We start from the raw sequence: 15707 nt of genomic DNA on the forward strand, positions 1-15707 counted from the left end.
CGTGGTTTGAACTTTGAGCAGTCATGCGACTTGAAACTGCTTTGCGTCTTCCTGGATCAGATCGGCGGCTTTTTCGGCAATCATGACGACGGGTGCATTGGTGTTGCCGGAGACCAGCGTGGGCATGACCGAGCAGTCGACCACGCGCAAGCCCTGAATGCCGTGCACGCGCAGGCGGGCGTCGACTACGGACATGGGGTCGTGATTCGGCCCCATGCTGCAGGTGCCGCTGGGGTGAAAGATGGTGGCGCCGTTGTTGCGGCAAAACTCCAGCAATTCCTCATCGCTTTGCGTAGGGGATCCGGGCTTGACTTCGCGCTTGACATAGGGCGCCATGGCCGCCGACTGTGCGATCTCCCTGGCTGCTCGAATGGCCGCCACATTGGTACGCCGATCGAGTTCCGTGCTCAGGTAGTTGGGCTGCATCGATGGCGGTGCAAAAGGATCTCTGGAGCGGATGCGCACATGGCCGCGCGATTCGGGGCGCAGCTGACATACCGACATGGTGAAGCCCGAGTAAGGGTGGACCTTGCCGCCGGCCATGTCCGCAGAGAGTGTGGACACATGAAACTGGATGTCTGGCGTGCTGGCGGCAGCGCTTCCGTCGGCATTCTTGAGAGCGCGCATGAAGCAGCCGCCCTGGTTGATGCCTACGGCCAGCGGGCCTGAGCGATGAAAAAGCCACTCCAACCCCAGCTTGGTCGTACCGATCCACGAATTCAGCTGATCGTTGGTGGTGATGGGTTTGCTGCACTCGTAGCTCAGGCGGATTTGCAAATGGTCTTGCAGGTTTTCACCCACGCCCGGCAGGTCGTGCACGACCGGAATGTCCAGGCTTTGCAGCAAGGCGCGAGGCCCTATGCCTGACAGCTGCAAGATCTGGGGCGACTGTATGGCGCCTGCGGACAAGATGACTTCGGCATTGGCCAGGGCCTTGCGCATATTGCCGCTTTGGCGAAAGTTCACGCCTATGGCCCGTTTGCCGCGCATGACCAGACCCGTGGCCATGGCGTCGGTTTCAATATGCAGATTGGGGCGGTTGCGGGCAGGGCCCAGATAGCCCTTGGCGGTGCTGCAGCGCAGGCCTTTGCTCGTGGTGAGCTGGTAGTAGCCGGCACCTTCCTGCTGGCGTCCGTTGAAGTCGCTGGTACGTGGCACGCCGATCTGCTGGGCCCCAGCGATAAAGGCTTCAATCAGCTCATGCTTGGCGCCAATGTCCGAGACCTTGAGTGGACCGGTTCCGCCATGGGACTCGACCGCACCTCTTTCATTGCCTTCGGATTTGATGAAGTAGGGCAACACGTCTTCATAAGACCAGCCAGGGTTGCCCAAGGCGGCCCAGTGATCGTAGTCCTGTGCCTGGCCTCGCACATAGATGAGACCGTTGATGGAGCTGCTGCCGCCCAGGGTCTTGCCTCGAGGCCAGTAGATCCGCCGTCCGTTCATATTGGGGTCGGGATCTGTTTCGAAACGCCAGTTGTATTGAGAACTCCACATGGTCTTGCCATAACCGATGGGCAGGTGGATCCAGAGGGAGCGATCGGGCGGCCCCGCTTCCAGCAGCAGGACTTTGTTGCGGGGATCTTCGGACAGGCGTGCAGCCAGAACGCATCCGGCTGAGCCGGCACCGACGATGACGTAGTCATAGCTTTCGATTGCATTTGACACAGAAGATCTCCTTTGTTTTGTCTGGAGGAACTATTTGTTCCTTTTGATGGAACTCTATGTGTGAGATCAAATGCTGTAATCAGCGCTTTCCCTTGCTGGTGTAAGTACCAGGACGTCTGGGCTTTTAACTGGCGTATTTGCGAGCTGTGCCATCATTCCCGTCATGCCTGTAGCTATTCCACAAAGTGCTTCCGATGCCGCATCGCCATCTTTGGAAGACCCCAGTTCAATGTCGGACCGTGCACTTGCGGTGTTGGATTACGTGACCCAAAGCAGCGAGCCTCCAGGGCTGATGGAGATTGCCAATGCGCTGAACTTTCCCAAGGCCACGGCTTCGCGTTTGTGCTCGGCTCTGGAGTCGCGGCAGTGGCTGACGCGGCATGAGGGGGACCGCAGTTTTTCGCCTGGACCGCGTTTGCTCAGCCTCGCGGTGAGAGCTTTGCAATGTGATCCACGCCATGCTTTGCGCCATGAGGTTCTGTCTCAATTGGTGCAGGCGCTTGGTGAAACTTGCAACCTCACGGTGCTGGATGGAACGCGCGTGCGCTATCTGGACCGGGTGGAGACGCATTGGCCGCTGCGCATGCAGCTGGAAGCCGGCTCCCGAGTGCCCTTGCACGCAACGGCCAGTGGCAAGCTTTTCCTGGCACATATGGAGCCCCAGCGCCGCATGGCGGTGTTGGACAACCTGGTGCTGACGCCTTGCACGCCCCACACATTGCAGTCGGCCGCCGCTCTGGTCCAGCAGTGCCTGCACATTCAAGAGCATGGCTATGCTTGTGATCGCGAGGAGTTCATGCTGGGAATGATTGCCGTGGCCGTACCGATCAAGGATGACAAAGGCCTGTGCCGTGCTGCGCTGGCGGTGCATGCACCGCAGGCACGCATGTCTCTGGAGCAGGCGCTTACCGGCTTGCCGCATTTGCAGGCGGCTGCACAGCGCATGGGCAAGCTTTTGTTTTAGCCATAGCCCCGAGCGGACGGAGCGCTTTACGCAGAAAAAAGGGCCGCCTCGATGGCGGCCCTTTGCATGGCTGATCAGATCAGACGCTGATTGGGGTACTTACTGGAAACCCAGCGTGTGCGGCAGCCAGGTAGACAGGGCTGGAACAAAGGTCAGCAGGCACAGCACGATGAAGTGTGCCAGCAAGAACAGCGGCATCTCGCGCGTCAGCGCTGTGATGGAAACCCGGGTGGCGACCGAGGTGACGAACAGCAGGCCGCCGACGGGTGGTGTGATCATGCCCAGCGTGAGGTTGACGATCACCACCATGGCAAAGTGCGTGGGATCTATGCCCAGGTTGAAGGCAATGGGCGCCAGTATGGGCACCAGAATCATGACGCCGGGCAGCGGCTCCATGAAGATGCCAAAGACCAGCAGCAAGATGTTCACGGCGATCAGGAACATGGTGGGCGAAAGCTCCCAGCTGACGATCAGCTCGGACAGATACTGGGGAATGCCTTCCACCGTCAGCACCCAGGCAAAAGCGGCCGAGGTGGCCATCACCAGCAGCACGGATGCCGTGAGCATGGCCGAGCGCGCCAGAATGCCGGGCAGGGCCGACCATTGCAGCGTGCGATAAATCCACTTGCCGCAGATCAGCGCGTAGAACACGGCAACCACCGAGGCTTCGGTGGGCGTGAAGATGCCAAAGCGGATGCCGACCACGATCAGCACGATCAGCATCAGAGCCGGAATGGCCTTGAAGCTGTTGACCCACATTTCACGGGCCGAGGGACGGGGATCGGTCGAACGGTAGTCGCGCTTTTTGCACACCCACCAGTTGACCGCAGCCATGGCCAGCGCAATCAGGATGCCGGGAATGAAGCCGGCCATGAACAGGCCGCCTACCGAGACGTTCTCATCTTGCAGCGCATAGATGATCATGCTGACGGAGGGGGGAATGATGGGGCCGACGATGGCAGTGCTGGCGGTGAGCGCCGCTGCATAGGGGCGGCTGTAGCCGGCCTTGTCCATCATCTTGACCATCATGGAGCCGGGGCCGGCAGCATCGGCCAGGGCCGAGCCGGAGATGCCCGAGAACAGCGTCAGCGACATGACGTTGGCATAGCCGAGGCCGCCACGCAAATGGCCGACAAACTGCGCGGCAAAGCGCAGCAGCACGGCGGTGAGCGCACCGCCCGACATCAGCTCGGCGGCCAGGATGAAGAAGGGAACGGCCATCAGCGGAAAGCTGTCTATGCCGGTGAACATTTCCTTGAAGACGATGAGCTGTGGATAACGCCCGCCGACAAACACGGCCAGTGCGGCCGATATGGCCAGCGCAAAAGCCACCGGAAAGCCCAGCACCAGCAGGACGATGATGGCGACAAATAAAGTGATACCCATGATGTATGAACCTGCGCTGTCTTAAATGGACGCAGCTGCGTCGGCGTCCATTTCGTCGGACTCGGCAAAGTCGCCTGCCTTGATATAGCCACGGGCGATGAAGAGCAGATGGACAAACATCAGCACAAAGCCCACCGGCATGGCCGCGTAGATGTAGGAGATGGGGATGTCGGTCGCCGCCGTGGTCTGAAAGCGCGTGGCGTACACGTACTGCGACGAGGTCACGGTCATCACCAGGAAGAACACGCCCAGCCCCACGACCACAATGGTGCGGATGATTTGCGCGCTGCGCGTACCCACGCTGCGGTGCAGATTGTCAATCGCCACATGGCCGCCAAAGCGCAGCACCAGACCGGCGCCCAGGAAGGTGACCCAGATCATCATGTGACGGGCCACTTCTTCGGCCCAGACAATCGAGTCGCCCGTGGTGTAGCGCAGGACAACGTTGGCAAACACGATGCAGGCCATGGCCAGCAACAGCAAAATCAGCAGCCAGCGGTTGCAAGCCACCAGCGTGCGTTCAATACGATCAAGCATAGGAGGAGGGTGCGTGAGGCTTTGGTTTGGCCATGCAGGTGCCGGCCAATGTCACGGAAATGAGGGCTGCGCCATCATGCGGCGTGGCTTGAATAAAACCATCCGTAATGACCGCAGCAGCGGAGGGCAGAGCCCAAGCAAAAAAGCCGGCAACCGATGGTGCCGGCTTTGCTTTGAATGGCCTGCTTACTTGGTGGCGGTAATCGAGTCCAGAGTCTTCTGGCCAAACTTCTTGGCGTACTCCTTGTACGCGGGCTCCAGCGCCGTGCGGAAGGCGGTTTGATCGACCTTCTCGACCACCTTCATGCCATTGGCTTTGGCTTCTTCCACGCCCTTCTTTTCCACGGCATCCACAAAGCCGCGCGAGGCCAGTGCGCCCTTCTTGGCGCCTTCGGTGAAGGCCGTCTTCTGCGCCGCATTGAGCGAGCCCCAGAACGAAGGCGAGACGATCAGCGCCATGGGGGCGTAGACGTGCGAAGTCAGCGTCAAATGCTTTTGCACTTGCCACAGCTTGGCGGAGACCAGCACCGAGATGGGGTTCTCCTGGCCGTCAATCGTGCCTTGCTGCAAGGCGCCGATCACTTCGGGCCAGGACATGGGCGTAGGCGATGCACCCAGCGTACGGAAGGCCGTGATGTGCACGGGGTTCTCGGTGACGCGGATCTTCAGGCCCTTGAGGTCGGGCACGCCGTTGACGGCATGCTTGTTGTTGGAGAGGTGGCGAAAGCCTTGCTCGCCCCAGGCCAGAGCCACCAGGCCGCGCTTCTGGAACTTGGCCAGCAGGTCCTGACCGAAAGCACCGTCCATCACCGCACGGGCGTGCTGGGTGTCGCGGAACAGGAAGGGAATGTCCACCACGCCCACATCGGGCACAAAGTTGCTCAGTGCGCCGGTGGAGACGATGGCCGCCTCCACGGTGCCCAGCTGTAGGCCTTCGATCAGTTCGCGTTCGCCACCCAGGGCAGAGGCCGGGAACTGCTTGAGCTTGTAGGCACCGTTCGTGCCTTTTTCCACGCTTTCGGCCCAGGCGTTGGCTGCGGCGCCGTAGTGGGAGTTCACTGCCAGGGCGTAGCCGATCTTGACTTCCTTGGCTTGGGCAAAAGCGGCACCGGCAGACATGGCTGCGGTGGCAGCCACGGCGGTGGCAACAAAAGTGCGACGAATCATGCGCATAGCAGTGCTTTCTCCCTGTGTGTCTTCTAGACAAAATGAATCCAAAGATTGTAGTGAGGGCCAAGCCCTTGACCCCCCCCTGCAAGGGGGGCGTGATGTAAGGTGCGCGACATCGCGATTGGCGATGGGGTGTCGCTCAGTCGCGGTGTCCGGCCAGGCCTTCAGGCCGGCTTGAGCATGGCTGCCGATTGCTCGCGCAGCAGCTCGATCACATACTCGGCGCGCTCCGATGGCGCCTGGTGATTGGGCAAGGCCAGTACCACATCCACCGTGCAGCGCGGCAGAAAAGGGCGTATGCACAGGCCCTGGGCAAAGGTGGCCGCTACATAGGGATTGACCACGCCCAGGCCGGCGCCCTGCGCGGCCAGGCAGCAGATGGTGGCGGAGTAGGTGGTCTCTATGGTCGAGCGCGGCAGCACGCCGTGGGCCTGCATGGTGTGCTGCAGCTGCAAAAAAATGTTGTCGTCAGCGTTCAGGGTCAGCAGCGGCTGGTCATGCAGATCCTTGACATGCAGGCTTTCGCGCTGGGCGAGGGGGTGATCGGGGTGCATGACGCAAACTGCCTGCGTGCCGTGCAGAACGCTGGCATTGAATTCCGGCGAGGCGATGGCCATGGTGCTGACCACCAGATCGAAGCGTCCCAGCAGCAGGCCTTCGCGCAGATGTGTGGTGCCCAGGGTCTGCAGACTCACATGGGTGCCGGGATAGCGCTGCAGAAAACGGTGGACCACGGCCGGCAGTACCGACAGGCCTAGCGCCGGGGTGCAGCCTATGCGCAGAGCGCCCGCGCCGGACTGGCGCAGGCCTTGCAAATCGCGCTCTATGCGATCCAGACCCACGAAATGCTGCTGCACGGTGGCAAACAGTTCTATGGCTTCGGCTGTGGGGCGCAAACGGCCTTTGTGCATGTCAAACAGCTTCAAACCGGCACCGGCCTGCATCTGCGTCAGCAGGCGGCTGATGGAGGGTTGCGTGGTGTGCAGCAGCTGAGCGGCCGCCGTGGTCGTGCCGGTTTGCATGACGGCGCGAAAGGCTTCGATTTCACGAAAGTTCAAAGGACGGGACATAGGCGGTGCAGCTGCGGCTGCATGGAGAGCACACGGCTCAAAGGTATACCAATCTTGTATAGCTACCGCTTAAAAATGAATTTTTCTGAGTAGTCATGAATTTCTACACTGCAGTTCATTCACAAAAAAGCAGGCGCTTGTCATCGGTTTAGCGAGACAGCACCTCGATCCAAGGAGTTTGACTATGAACCGTTCTACAAGCCGCCAACTGGGCCTGGCTGCCGTGGCCGCTCTCTTGCTGGCAGGCTCCGCAACTGCCTGGGCAGACGACGGCGCCTATCCCAACCCCTCGCGCCAGGTGCGCATCATCGTGCCCTTTACCGCCGGCGGCAGCTCCGACGTGCAGGCGCGCATGCTGGCCGACAAGCTGGGTCGCATGTGGGGCCAGCCGGTGGTGGTGGAGAACAAGCCTGGCGCCGGCGGCCACCTGGGCGGCAAATACGTGGCCGACCAGCCCGCTGACGGCTATACGCTGATGGTGGGATCCATCGGTCTGCACGCGGCTTACGGCGTGTACAAAAAACTGCCTTACGACCCGGCCAAGGAATTGCGCGTGGTCACGGTGCTGGCGGAGATGCCCCATGTTGTGGTGGCCGCGCCCGGCCTGCCGGTGAAGAATCTGCAGGAGCTGACGGCTATGGCCAAGAAGGAGGCCGGCAGCATCAACTTCGGTTCGGCCGGTGTGGGCTCATCGGTACACATGATGGGCGAGCTGTACAAGATGCAGTCCGGTGCGCCGATTGTTCACGTGCCGTATCGCGGCAGCTCGGCTGCGCTCAATGATTTGCTGGGCGGCCAGATCCAGCTGATGTTCGAGAACCCGCCCACGGTGCTGGCCCATATCAAGGGCGGCAAGCTCAAGGCCCTGGCCGTGACCAGCAAGGAGCGCCTGGCCGCTCTGCCGGATGTGCCCACCGCACCCGAAGCCGGCATGAAGGACTATGTGGCCACCTCCTGGACCACGGTGGCGGTTTCCTCCAAGGTGCCGGAAGCGGTGGTGCAAAAGATCAGCGCCGATGTGCGCAAGGTGATCAACACACCCGAGTTCCGCAAGGGATTGCAGGATCAGGGCATGAGCGCCGTTGCCAACTCCTTGCCCGATGCCCAGGCCTTTGTGGCCCGCGAAAAAAAGCGCTGGGACCATGTGATTGCCCAAGGCCAGATCACGGCCAACTAATCGGCGCATTCCTGCTGACGGCGTGCACCAGGCATGACCGTCTGCATGGGCCGCGTGTTTCGGCCGCAAGCCATTTGTTGGAGTTTGCGGCTGCGTATTTTTGATTCTTGCAAGCATTGCCATGACGACTTCTGCCACTGACCAGTTCGTACCCTGCCGCCGTGTGGGTGACGGCAGCCAGCACCACTTTTTCGGCTACTACAACAAGTCCAATTGGGACAGGACCAACCGCCTGATCACCGGCCAGCGCACGCCCTGGATGGACCAGTATCTGACGCCCGAAGTCAAGGCCACGATCGGCTATTTCGACACCGAGGACGGCGACCGCTTTCATGCCGTGGGCGAAACCGGCGCCTGGAACTGGCAGATGGGCAGCCAGCTGCAGTGGCTCGATGGCGCCCAGGGCCGCAAGCTGATCTACAACGACCGCACGGGCGACATGAATGCCCGCTACCCCGGCTTTGGCGCCGTGGTCGTGGATGTGGATACGCAGGAGCGCCGCCTGCTGCCCATGCCCGTGTATGTGGTGGCGCCCAGCAGCGCCTGGGCACTGTCGGTCAACTATCGCCGCCTGTATGTGACGCACGAGACCATTGGCTACAGCGAAGCGGGCGGCCCGTTCGAGCTGCCTCTGGCTCCCGCAGACGACGGCATCTGGCGCATGGACATCGCCAGCGGCGCAGCGCAGTTGCTGGTCAGCTACGACGAGCTCAAGGCTTTCCACCACAAGGCATCGATGGACAAGGCCATCCACTGGGTCAGCCACATCGAGATCAATCCCGCCTCCTCGCGCATTCTGTTCTTGCATCGCTGGACCGAGCGCGTCAAGGACGAGACCTGCTTTCTGCACCGTTTGATCACCATGAATCCCGACGGTTCGGATATGCGTCTGCTGGAGTGCTCGGACCATCCGTTGCCGCAGCTGGCCGATGATTTCGATCCCGCTGCCGTGGGTACTTTCGACTATGAAAAGTCCGAATACCAGATCTCGCACCCGCTGTGGCAGGACGACGAGCACATCATCGTCTGGGGGCCGCACGCCGGCGAAATCCACTACCACCTCTATCACGATGTAGAGGGCGGCGAAGTGCAGGTGATAGGCCGTGACGTACTGGTGGAAAACGGTCACATGACCTTCTCGCCGGTGAGCACGCGCTGGATGCTCAGCGACACCTATCCGGACGACCAGACGCATGAGCGCTTTCTGTTCCTGTTCGACATGCAGACCGGCGAGCGCCGCAATCTGGGCAGCTTCTTTGCCAGCCCCGATCTGAGCAAGGAAAACCGCTGCGATCTGCATCCGCGCTGGAGCCGCGACGGCAAGCAGGTGTGCATAGACTCGGTACACGAGAACCAGCGCCAGATGTATGTGCTGGACGTGTCCGCCATCGTCGGCGCCTGATTCTTCAGGCCCATAAGAAAAGCCCGCTGGCCAATGGCTGCGGGCTTTTTTAATTTGAGAGCTGCTGACGCTTGTGTTTGATTGATTTCAGCATTGAATGCATCTGAAATCGACTATCTGCAAGAGCTATCCGCTCTTATTTTTGCGTGGCCAGAATGTGGTCCGCCAGCTGCACAAAGCCGTCGCCGCGCTCGGCTTCGGTCACATGGCGGGGCAGGTGCTGCAGCTGGGGCACAAAGCGCGCGATATTGGCCACGCCGACCGACAGGGGCATGCTCTGGAACATCAGCTGGTCGTTGGTGGAGTCGCCGATATAGACCCATTGGCCCAGCGTGGCGTCGAGGTTGATGCCGAACAGCGCATCCACAATCCAGCGTGCGCCTTCGAGCTTGTTGTGCTCGCCAAACCAGCCGTTGATGTGGATGGAGCTGACGGTGGCATTCATGCCCGCCGCCTTCATGATGGCCACGCAGGCATCGATCTGGGCCTGGGGCATGTGGGTGAACTCGCTGTGGTCCACCGCAATATCGCATTCGCGGCCGGCCGAGTCGGTGGCGCGGTTGGCGCCGGGCACCGTGGCTTCGATCTGCTCCAGCACTTGCTGCATCTTGGCAAAGTTGCTGGCGCGCTCCTCGCTGCCCTGCTGGTAGAGCTTGTCCAGCCCGCCTGCGCCATTGGGACGCAAGGCCACGGCACCGTTTTCGGCCACGATGGCATCCACGGGCCAGGCGCTGGCAAAAGGCACGCTCCAGCCCACGGGACGGCCGGTGATGGGCACAACCTTGAGACCCGCAGCCTTCAGGCGCGCAATGGCGGCCACCACATGCTCAGGCACCACGCCGTCGGTGGTCAGGGTGTCGTCGATATCGGTCAGCACGCCCAGCAGGTTCGACGGAACCGTCAGTTCAGACAAGGGGCGCAGAAATTCGTTGCTCACAAAAAACTCTCTCGATGTTGATCCTCGCCTGAAACTAGCGCGGTCCAACTCAGAGACATCGAGCAAGAGCCGCCTCGCAGTGAGGATGTCGTCCCCCTCCGGCGAAGCCAGAGAGGGGGAAGCGGCGGGGCCACCTAGGCAAAGCCGCTCAGGGGGTGAGGCTCAGTTCGCTGAGCCTAAGCTCAGGCCAGCGTGCTCGCGCAGCGGGTGGAAATGAATCTTGGGGAAACGCTCCTGTGCCAGGCGCACGTCATACGGGCTGGTGCACAGATAGGCCAGGGTGTCGGCCGCATCGTGCGCCAGGCGCATGGGGTAGGCGTTTTCAAACTCGCGCAGTTCGGCGGGCGAGTCGGCCGTGATCCAGCGTGCGCCCGTGTACTGGCAGCTTTCCAGACGCACATCGCAGTCGTACTCGGTCTTCAGGCGGTGCTGCACCACTTCGAACTGCAGCTGACCCACGGCGCCCAGCAGCATGTTGCCGCCCACATCGGGCTTGAACACCTGGATCGCACCTTCTTCGCCCAGCTGCATAAGACCTTGCTGCAGCTGCTTGGTGCGCAGCGGGTTCTTGAGCACCACGGTCATGAACATTTCGGGTGCGAAGAAGGGCAGTCCGGTGAATTGCAGGCTGGGGCCGTCGGTGATGGAGTCGCCCAGCTGCACGCCGCCGTGGATGGTGAAACCGATGATGTCGCCAGCGTAAGCTTCATCCACCGCCTCGCGGCGCTGGGACATAAAGGTCACCACCGAGGTGGGGCGCAGTTCCTTGCCGGTGCGCTGAACCTTCATCTTCATGCCCGGCGTGTACTTGCCCGAGGCCACGCGCACAAAGGCGATGCGGTCGCGGTGGTTGCTGTCCATATTGGCCTGGACCTTGAACACCACGCCCGAGAAGTTCTTGTCCTCGGGGCGAACGATTTTTTCTTCGCGCTGGCGGTTCACTTCCGTGAAGGCCACGCGCGGGCCGGGCGGGGGCGACATGTCGACCACCGCGTCCAGCACTTCCATCACACCGAAGTTGTTCACACCCGAGCCGAAGAACACGGGCGTCAGCTTGCCAGCCAGAAAGGCTTCATGGTCCCATTCGGCCGAGGCACCCACGGCCAGCTCCATGGATTCCAGCGCATCGTCAAAAGCCTGGCCGAAGCGCGTGCGCAGCTTGTCGGCCTCGCTCAGGGGCATGACTTCGAAGTCCTTGGGGCCGCGGTCGCTGCCGGGGGTGAACACCGTCATGCTCTGCGTGCGCAGATTGATGATGCCGCCAAAGCTCTTGCCCTGGCCCACAGGCCAGGTGATGGGGCAGCAGGGCATGCCCAGCTCGCGCTCCACCTCGTCCATGATGTCCAGCGGGTCGCGCACTTCACGGTCGAACTTGTTGACGAAGGTGATGATGGGCGTGTTGCGCTGGCGGCAAACTTCGATCAGGCGGCGCGTTTGCGATTCCACGCCGTTGGCCGCGTCAATCACCATCAGTGCCGAATCCACTGCCGTCAGCACGCGGTAGGTGTCTTCCGAGAAGTCCTTGTGGCCGGGAGTGTCGAGCAGGTTGATCACATGGTCGCGGTAGCTCATCTGCATGACCGAGGAGGCCACCGAGATACCACGCTGCTTTTCAATTTCCATCCAGTCGGAGGTGGCGTGGCGGCTGGCCTTGCGCCCCTTCACTGCACCGGCGATCTGGATTGCGCCCGAGAACAGCAGCAGCTTTTCGGTCAGCGTGGTCTTACCCGCATCCGGGTGGGAGATGATGGCGAACGTACGACGGCGCCGGGTTTCTGGGGCGTATGACACGGTATTGAATGCAAAGTGGACAGCCAGCGGCAGCGGCTGTCATGCTGAAAGAGGTGTGGCAGGCAAGGGGCCGACCGCGCAAGGTTTGCCAGCCAAGGCCTGCTGTCTCTGGTTGCAGGCGGTGATGGAATTCCTAGAAGGACGCCATTTTATAGGCCCGCCAATTCTTTGGCCGCAGGCAGGTTAGTGCCCGGTGCAGAACCGTCGGTGACGGCAGAGACCGGATATGCGGCGCACAATGCAGCGCTGAACCCCTCAGCCCGTAGTCCCCATCGTATTGCCCGCCATGAATCGCGCCACGCAGGATGTGAATCCTTCCTCCGCTCCAGAGTTGCAGGCCGCGCCTGCCCCTGTGTGGATTGAACGCGGCACGCGCGAATATCTGCGCGTCAGCCTGGCCTTGTTCCTGGCAGGTTTCGCCACCTTCTCGCTGCTGTACTGCGTGCAGCCTCTGTTGCCCGCGCTAGCCCAGACCTTTGCCGTGAGCCCGGCCCAGAGCGCGCTGGCACTGTCGGTTTCCACGGCCTGCCTGGCGGTTTCTATCGTGCTGGCTGGCGCGCTGTCCGAAGGTCTGGGGCGGCGCAAGCTGATGTTCATCTCCATGGCGCTGGCAGCCGTGTGCAATCTGGTGGCCTCCTATCTGCCGCATTGGCATGCGCTGCTGGCGGCCCGCGCGCTGGAGGGCATCTTGTTGGGCGGCGTGCCCGCCGTGGCCATGGCCTATCTGTCCGAGGAGATCGATCCCAAGGGCCTGGGTTTTGCCATGGGCCTGTATGTGGGCGGCACGGCGCTGGGCGGCATGCTGGGCCGCGTAGGCATGAGCGCCATGACGGAGTTCTGGGGCTGGCGCCATGCGCTGGCCGCGCTCTCGGTGCTGGATCTGCTGGCGGCTCTGGGCTTTGTCTGGCTGCTGCCCAACTCGCGCAACTTTGTCAAAAAAAGCGGGCTGGGAGCCCGCCACCATCTGCAGGCCTGGGGCCGGCATCTGCAGCACCCGGGCTTGCCGCTGCTGTTCTTGATAGCGTTTGGCCTGATGGGGGTGTTTGTCAGCATCTACAACTACGCCGGCTTTTTTCTCAGTGCTCCACCCTATGGCCTGAACCAGCTTCAGATCAGCTATGTGTTCTATGCCTATCTGTTTGGCATGGTGGCATCGCCGATTGCCGGCGGTCTGGCCGACAAGCTGGGGCGCGGCCCGGTGCTGATTGCCGGCACCCTGATCATGGCCGCCGGTGTGGTGCTGACCATGTTCCAGCCTCTGGCCGTCATCGTGCTGGGCATTGTGCTGCTCACCGCCGGCTTTTTTGTCTCGCACTCCGTGGCCAGCAGCTGGGTAGGGCGTCTTGCCACCCAGGCCAAAGGCCATGCTTCCTCGCTGTATCTCTGGGGCTATTACATGGGCTCCAGCGTGCTGGGGGCTGGCGCGGGCTGGTTCTGGTCGCGCTGGGGCTGGACTGGCGTGGGGCAGGTGGCACTGCTGGTGCTGGCCCTGGTGGTCGTTCTGGTGCTACGTGTGCAATGGCTGGGCAAGCAGGCCGCCCCGGCAACCCCCGCATCTTGATGCCGTCTTGATATCGCGCCCGGCAATCTCTATTCGCTCTTGACGAGTTAATTTCTACATTTTCTCCATCGCAACTCAGCCCAAGCAAGGGCTTGCGGGAGGAAATAAATGACGACTAGCTGGATTGAAGCCCTGGCAGCCATTGTGGCGCTGGGGCTGTTTGCCTATTTGGGCTATGCGCTGCTGCGCCCCGAAAAATTCTGAAGGGGCTGTCATGCATGCACTACAAGACCTGATCTTTGTCAGCCTCACGGTTGTCTGCTTCGTGGCCCTGCTGGGCTTTGTACGCGCCTTGGTGCGTATCTGAAGGGGCGTCATCATGTGGTTACCCTGGATGGAATTTGCCGTGGTCCTCACGGTCATGACAGTGCTCGCCGTGGCCATGGGCCAATGGCTGGCACGCTGTTTTACCAGCGAGCATCACACCTGGCTGGAACGGCTGACGTATGGCGCCCTGGGCGTCAATCCGCAAGAGCGCATGGGCTGGCAGCGTTATGCCGTGGCCCTGCTGCTGAGCAATGCGGCGATGATGTTGCTGGGCTATCTGATCTTGCGGCTGCAGGGCTGGTTGCCGCTGAACCCGCTGGAGATTGCTGCGCAAGAGCCGCACCTGGCCTTCAACACGGCAGCGTCCTTCATCACCAACACCAACTGGCAGGCCTATGCAGGCGAGAGCAGCCTCAGCAATGCCACGCAGATGGCTGCAATCACCTTTTTGATGTTTGCCGGTGCGACTACCGGTGTCGCAGCGGGCGCCGGCTTTGTGCGCGGCCTGGCCCGCTCGAGCAGCAAGGACGTGGGCAATTACTGGGTGGACTATGTGCGCGTGCTGTGGCGCGTGCTGCTGCCGCTGTCCCTGGTGATGGCCCTGGTCTATGTGTGGCAGGGCATTCCGCAAACCCTGGGTACCGAGACCGTGGCCACCACGCTGGAAGGCGCACGTCAGCAGCTGTTGATGGGCCCCGTGGCCAGCCTGGAGAGCATCAAGCACCTGGGCACCAACGGTGGCGGCTTCTTCAGCATGAACGCGGCGCACCCGTTCGAAAATCCCACGCCGCTGACCAATGTGCTGCACATCCTCTCGATGCTGCTGATTCCTGCCGCCATGACCTATGCCTTCGGCTCCATGCTGCTGCGCCGCCGCCAGGGCTGGGTGCTGTTTGGTGCCTGCATGGTGATGTTCATCGGCTTCTTGAGCCTGGTGTTTGTGGCAGAGCAGGGTGGCAGCGACTTGCTGACACGTGCAGGGGCCGACCAGCAATGGAGCCAGACCCAGTCCGGCGGCAATATGGAAGGCAAGGAGCTGCGTTTCGGCATTGCCGATACCGCCTTGTTTGTGACCACCACCACGGCCGCGACCACGGGCTCGGTCAATGCCATGCACGATTCGCTGACGCCGCTGGGCAGCATCACGCCGCTGGCGCTGATGATGCTCAACTGTGTGTTCGGCGGCGACGGCGTGGGCCTGATCAACCTGATTCAGTACGCCATCCTCACGGTGTTTCTGGCCGGCATGATGATTGGCCGCACGCCCGAGTTCCTGGGCAAGAAGATCGAGGTGCGCGAGATCAAGCTGGTCATGCTCTCGGTGTTGGCCCATCCGGCAGCCATCCTGGGCTTCACCGCGCTGGCCGCGCTGTGGCCCGATGCGGCAGCCAGCCTGAACAATCGCGGCCCGCATGGCTTTTCGGAAATTCTGTACGCCTATGCTTCGGCCACGGCCAATAACGGCTCGGCTTTTGCGGGGCTGAACGCCAACACGCCATTCTTCAACACCACGATTGGCCTGGCCATGATCGCCGGACGCTTTCTGACGTTGCTGCCCCTGCTGGCCGTGGCCGGCAGCATGGCCGCCAAGGCCACGGTGCCCGCCGGCCCTGGCACGTTTCCCACGGCCACGCCGCTGTTCATGGGGCTGCTGGTGTTTGTGGTGCTGGTGGTCGGTGGGCTCACCTTCCTGCCCAGCTTGGCACTGGGCCCGGTGATTGAGCATCTGCAGATGTTGGTCGCTCAGTTGTACGCATAACGAGAACTTTTGCCAAAG

13 protein-coding genes are annotated in these 15707 nt (G+C 61.7%); 6 read left to right on the forward strand and 7 right to left on the reverse strand.

The window, feature by feature from the left end; translation table 11 throughout:
• Nucleotides 1–21: 21 nt before the first annotated feature.
• Nucleotides 22–1668 carry a GMC family oxidoreductase gene (locus tag ACNAZA_RS00200; RefSeq protein WP_415794360.1) on the reverse strand — a complete coding sequence of 549 codons (1647 nt, stop codon included), beginning with the start codon at nucleotides 1666–1668 and terminating at the stop codon, nucleotides 22–24.
• Nucleotides 1669–1897: 229 nt separating this feature from the next.
• Between ACNAZA_RS00200 and ACNAZA_RS00205 the strand changes: the two genes are divergently transcribed.
• Entirely contained in the window at nucleotides 1898–2632 is a 735-nt protein-coding gene (locus ACNAZA_RS00205) for an IclR family transcriptional regulator (RefSeq protein WP_415794362.1), read from the forward strand.
• Nucleotides 2633–2731: 99 nt separating this feature from the next.
• Here the strand turns inward: ACNAZA_RS00205 and ACNAZA_RS00210 are convergent, their stop codons facing one another.
• The 4 genes from ACNAZA_RS00210 to ACNAZA_RS00225 form a co-directional block, all read right to left on the reverse strand.
• The gene (locus tag ACNAZA_RS00210) at nucleotides 2732–4018 is read right to left on the reverse strand and encodes a TRAP transporter large permease (RefSeq protein ID WP_120966185.1); all 1287 of its coding nucleotides are present in this window, start codon (nucleotides 4016–4018) and stop codon (nucleotides 2732–2734) included.
• 21 nt (nucleotides 4019–4039) lie between these two features.
• Entirely contained in the window at nucleotides 4040–4555 is a 516-nt protein-coding gene (locus ACNAZA_RS00215; protein ID WP_415794363.1) for a TRAP transporter small permease, read from the reverse strand.
• Nucleotides 4556–4741: 186 nt separating this feature from the next.
• Nucleotides 4742–5728, reverse strand: coding sequence for a TRAP transporter substrate-binding protein (locus tag ACNAZA_RS00220; RefSeq protein WP_120966188.1), 987 nt, complete (start codon nucleotides 5726–5728; stop codon nucleotides 4742–4744).
• A 161-nt stretch (nucleotides 5729–5889) separates the two neighbouring features.
• A complete protein-coding gene (locus ACNAZA_RS00225; protein ID WP_415794364.1) occupies nucleotides 5890–6795 on the reverse strand; it encodes a LysR substrate-binding domain-containing protein in 906 nt (301 codons plus the stop codon).
• Between the two features lie 184 nt (nucleotides 6796–6979).
• Between ACNAZA_RS00225 and ACNAZA_RS00230 the strand changes: the two genes are divergently transcribed.
• Nucleotides 6980–7972 carry a Bug family tripartite tricarboxylate transporter substrate binding protein gene (locus ACNAZA_RS00230; protein WP_415794365.1) on the forward strand — a complete coding sequence of 331 codons (993 nt, stop codon included), beginning with the start codon at nucleotides 6980–6982 and terminating at the stop codon, nucleotides 7970–7972.
• A 121-nt stretch (nucleotides 7973–8093) separates the two neighbouring features.
• Nucleotides 8094–9374, forward strand: coding sequence for a TolB-like translocation protein (locus ACNAZA_RS00235; RefSeq protein WP_415794366.1), 1281 nt, complete (start codon nucleotides 8094–8096; stop codon nucleotides 9372–9374).
• A 136-nt stretch (nucleotides 9375–9510) separates the two neighbouring features.
• Here ACNAZA_RS00235 and ACNAZA_RS00240 read toward each other — a convergent pair whose 3' ends face one another.
• Nucleotides 9511–10311 (reverse strand): HAD-IIB family hydrolase, encoded by an 801-nt coding sequence (locus tag ACNAZA_RS00240; RefSeq protein ID WP_415794367.1) that lies wholly within the window; start codon nucleotides 10309–10311, stop codon nucleotides 9511–9513.
• Between the two features lie 162 nt (nucleotides 10312–10473).
• Nucleotides 10474–12102: a peptide chain release factor 3 gene (locus tag ACNAZA_RS00245; protein ID WP_415794368.1), complete on the reverse strand. Its 1629-nt coding sequence runs from the start codon at nucleotides 12100–12102 to the stop codon at nucleotides 10474–10476.
• A 286-nt stretch (nucleotides 12103–12388) separates the two neighbouring features.
• Here ACNAZA_RS00245 and ACNAZA_RS00250 point away from each other — a divergent pair, with 286 nt between their 5' ends.
• From ACNAZA_RS00250 to kdpA, 3 genes are all read left to right on the forward strand, one after another.
• On the forward strand, nucleotides 12389–13663 hold the full coding sequence (locus ACNAZA_RS00250) for an MFS transporter (protein ID WP_415794369.1): 1275 nt from the start codon (nucleotides 12389–12391) through the stop codon (nucleotides 13661–13663).
• 108 nt (nucleotides 13664–13771) lie between these two features.
• Nucleotides 13772–13867 carry a K(+)-transporting ATPase subunit F gene (kdpF, locus tag ACNAZA_RS00255; RefSeq protein WP_415794370.1) on the forward strand — a complete coding sequence of 32 codons (96 nt, stop codon included), beginning with the start codon at nucleotides 13772–13774 and terminating at the stop codon, nucleotides 13865–13867.
• Between the two features lie 115 nt (nucleotides 13868–13982).
• A complete protein-coding gene (gene kdpA, locus ACNAZA_RS00260) occupies nucleotides 13983–15689 on the forward strand; it encodes a potassium-transporting ATPase subunit KdpA (RefSeq protein WP_415794372.1) in 1707 nt (568 codons plus the stop codon).
• Nucleotides 15690–15707: the final 18 nt, after the last annotated feature.

It is taken from the genome of Comamonas aquatilis, from assembly GCF_965139575.1.
Lineage (GTDB): Bacteria > Pseudomonadota > Gammaproteobacteria > Burkholderiales > Burkholderiaceae_C > Comamonas > Comamonas aquatilis.

What these genes read in the sequence shown, in the direction of transcription:
- ACNAZA_RS00210 (WP_120966185.1), bottom strand. Translation starts at nt 4,018, where the DNA reads ATGGGTATCACTTTATTTGTCGCCATCATCGTCCTGCTGGTGCTGGGC.
- ACNAZA_RS00230 (WP_415794365.1), top strand. Translation starts at nt 6,980, where the DNA reads ATGAACCGTTCTACAAGCCGCCAACTGGGCCTGGCTGCCGTGGCCGCT.
- ACNAZA_RS00250 (WP_415794369.1), top strand. Translation starts at nt 12,389, where the DNA reads ATGAATCGCGCCACGCAGGATGTGAATCCTTCCTCCGCTCCAGAGTTG.
- kdpF (WP_415794370.1), top strand. Translation starts at nt 13,772, where the DNA reads ATGACGACTAGCTGGATTGAAGCCCTGGCAGCCATTGTGGCGCTGGGG.
- ACNAZA_RS00215 (WP_415794363.1), bottom strand. Translation starts at nt 4,555, where the DNA reads ATGCTTGATCGTATTGAACGCACGCTGGTGGCTTGCAACCGCTGGCTG.
- ACNAZA_RS00205 (WP_415794362.1), top strand. Translation starts at nt 1,898, where the DNA reads ATGTCGGACCGTGCACTTGCGGTGTTGGATTACGTGACCCAAAGCAGC.
- kdpA (WP_415794372.1), top strand. Translation starts at nt 13,983, where the DNA reads ATGTGGTTACCCTGGATGGAATTTGCCGTGGTCCTCACGGTCATGACA.
- ACNAZA_RS00220 (WP_120966188.1), bottom strand. Translation starts at nt 5,728, where the DNA reads ATGCGCATGATTCGTCGCACTTTTGTTGCCACCGCCGTGGCTGCCACC.
- ACNAZA_RS00235 (WP_415794366.1), top strand. Translation starts at nt 8,094, where the DNA reads ATGACGACTTCTGCCACTGACCAGTTCGTACCCTGCCGCCGTGTGGGT.
- ACNAZA_RS00225 (WP_415794364.1), bottom strand. Translation starts at nt 6,795, where the DNA reads ATGTCCCGTCCTTTGAACTTTCGTGAAATCGAAGCCTTTCGCGCCGTC.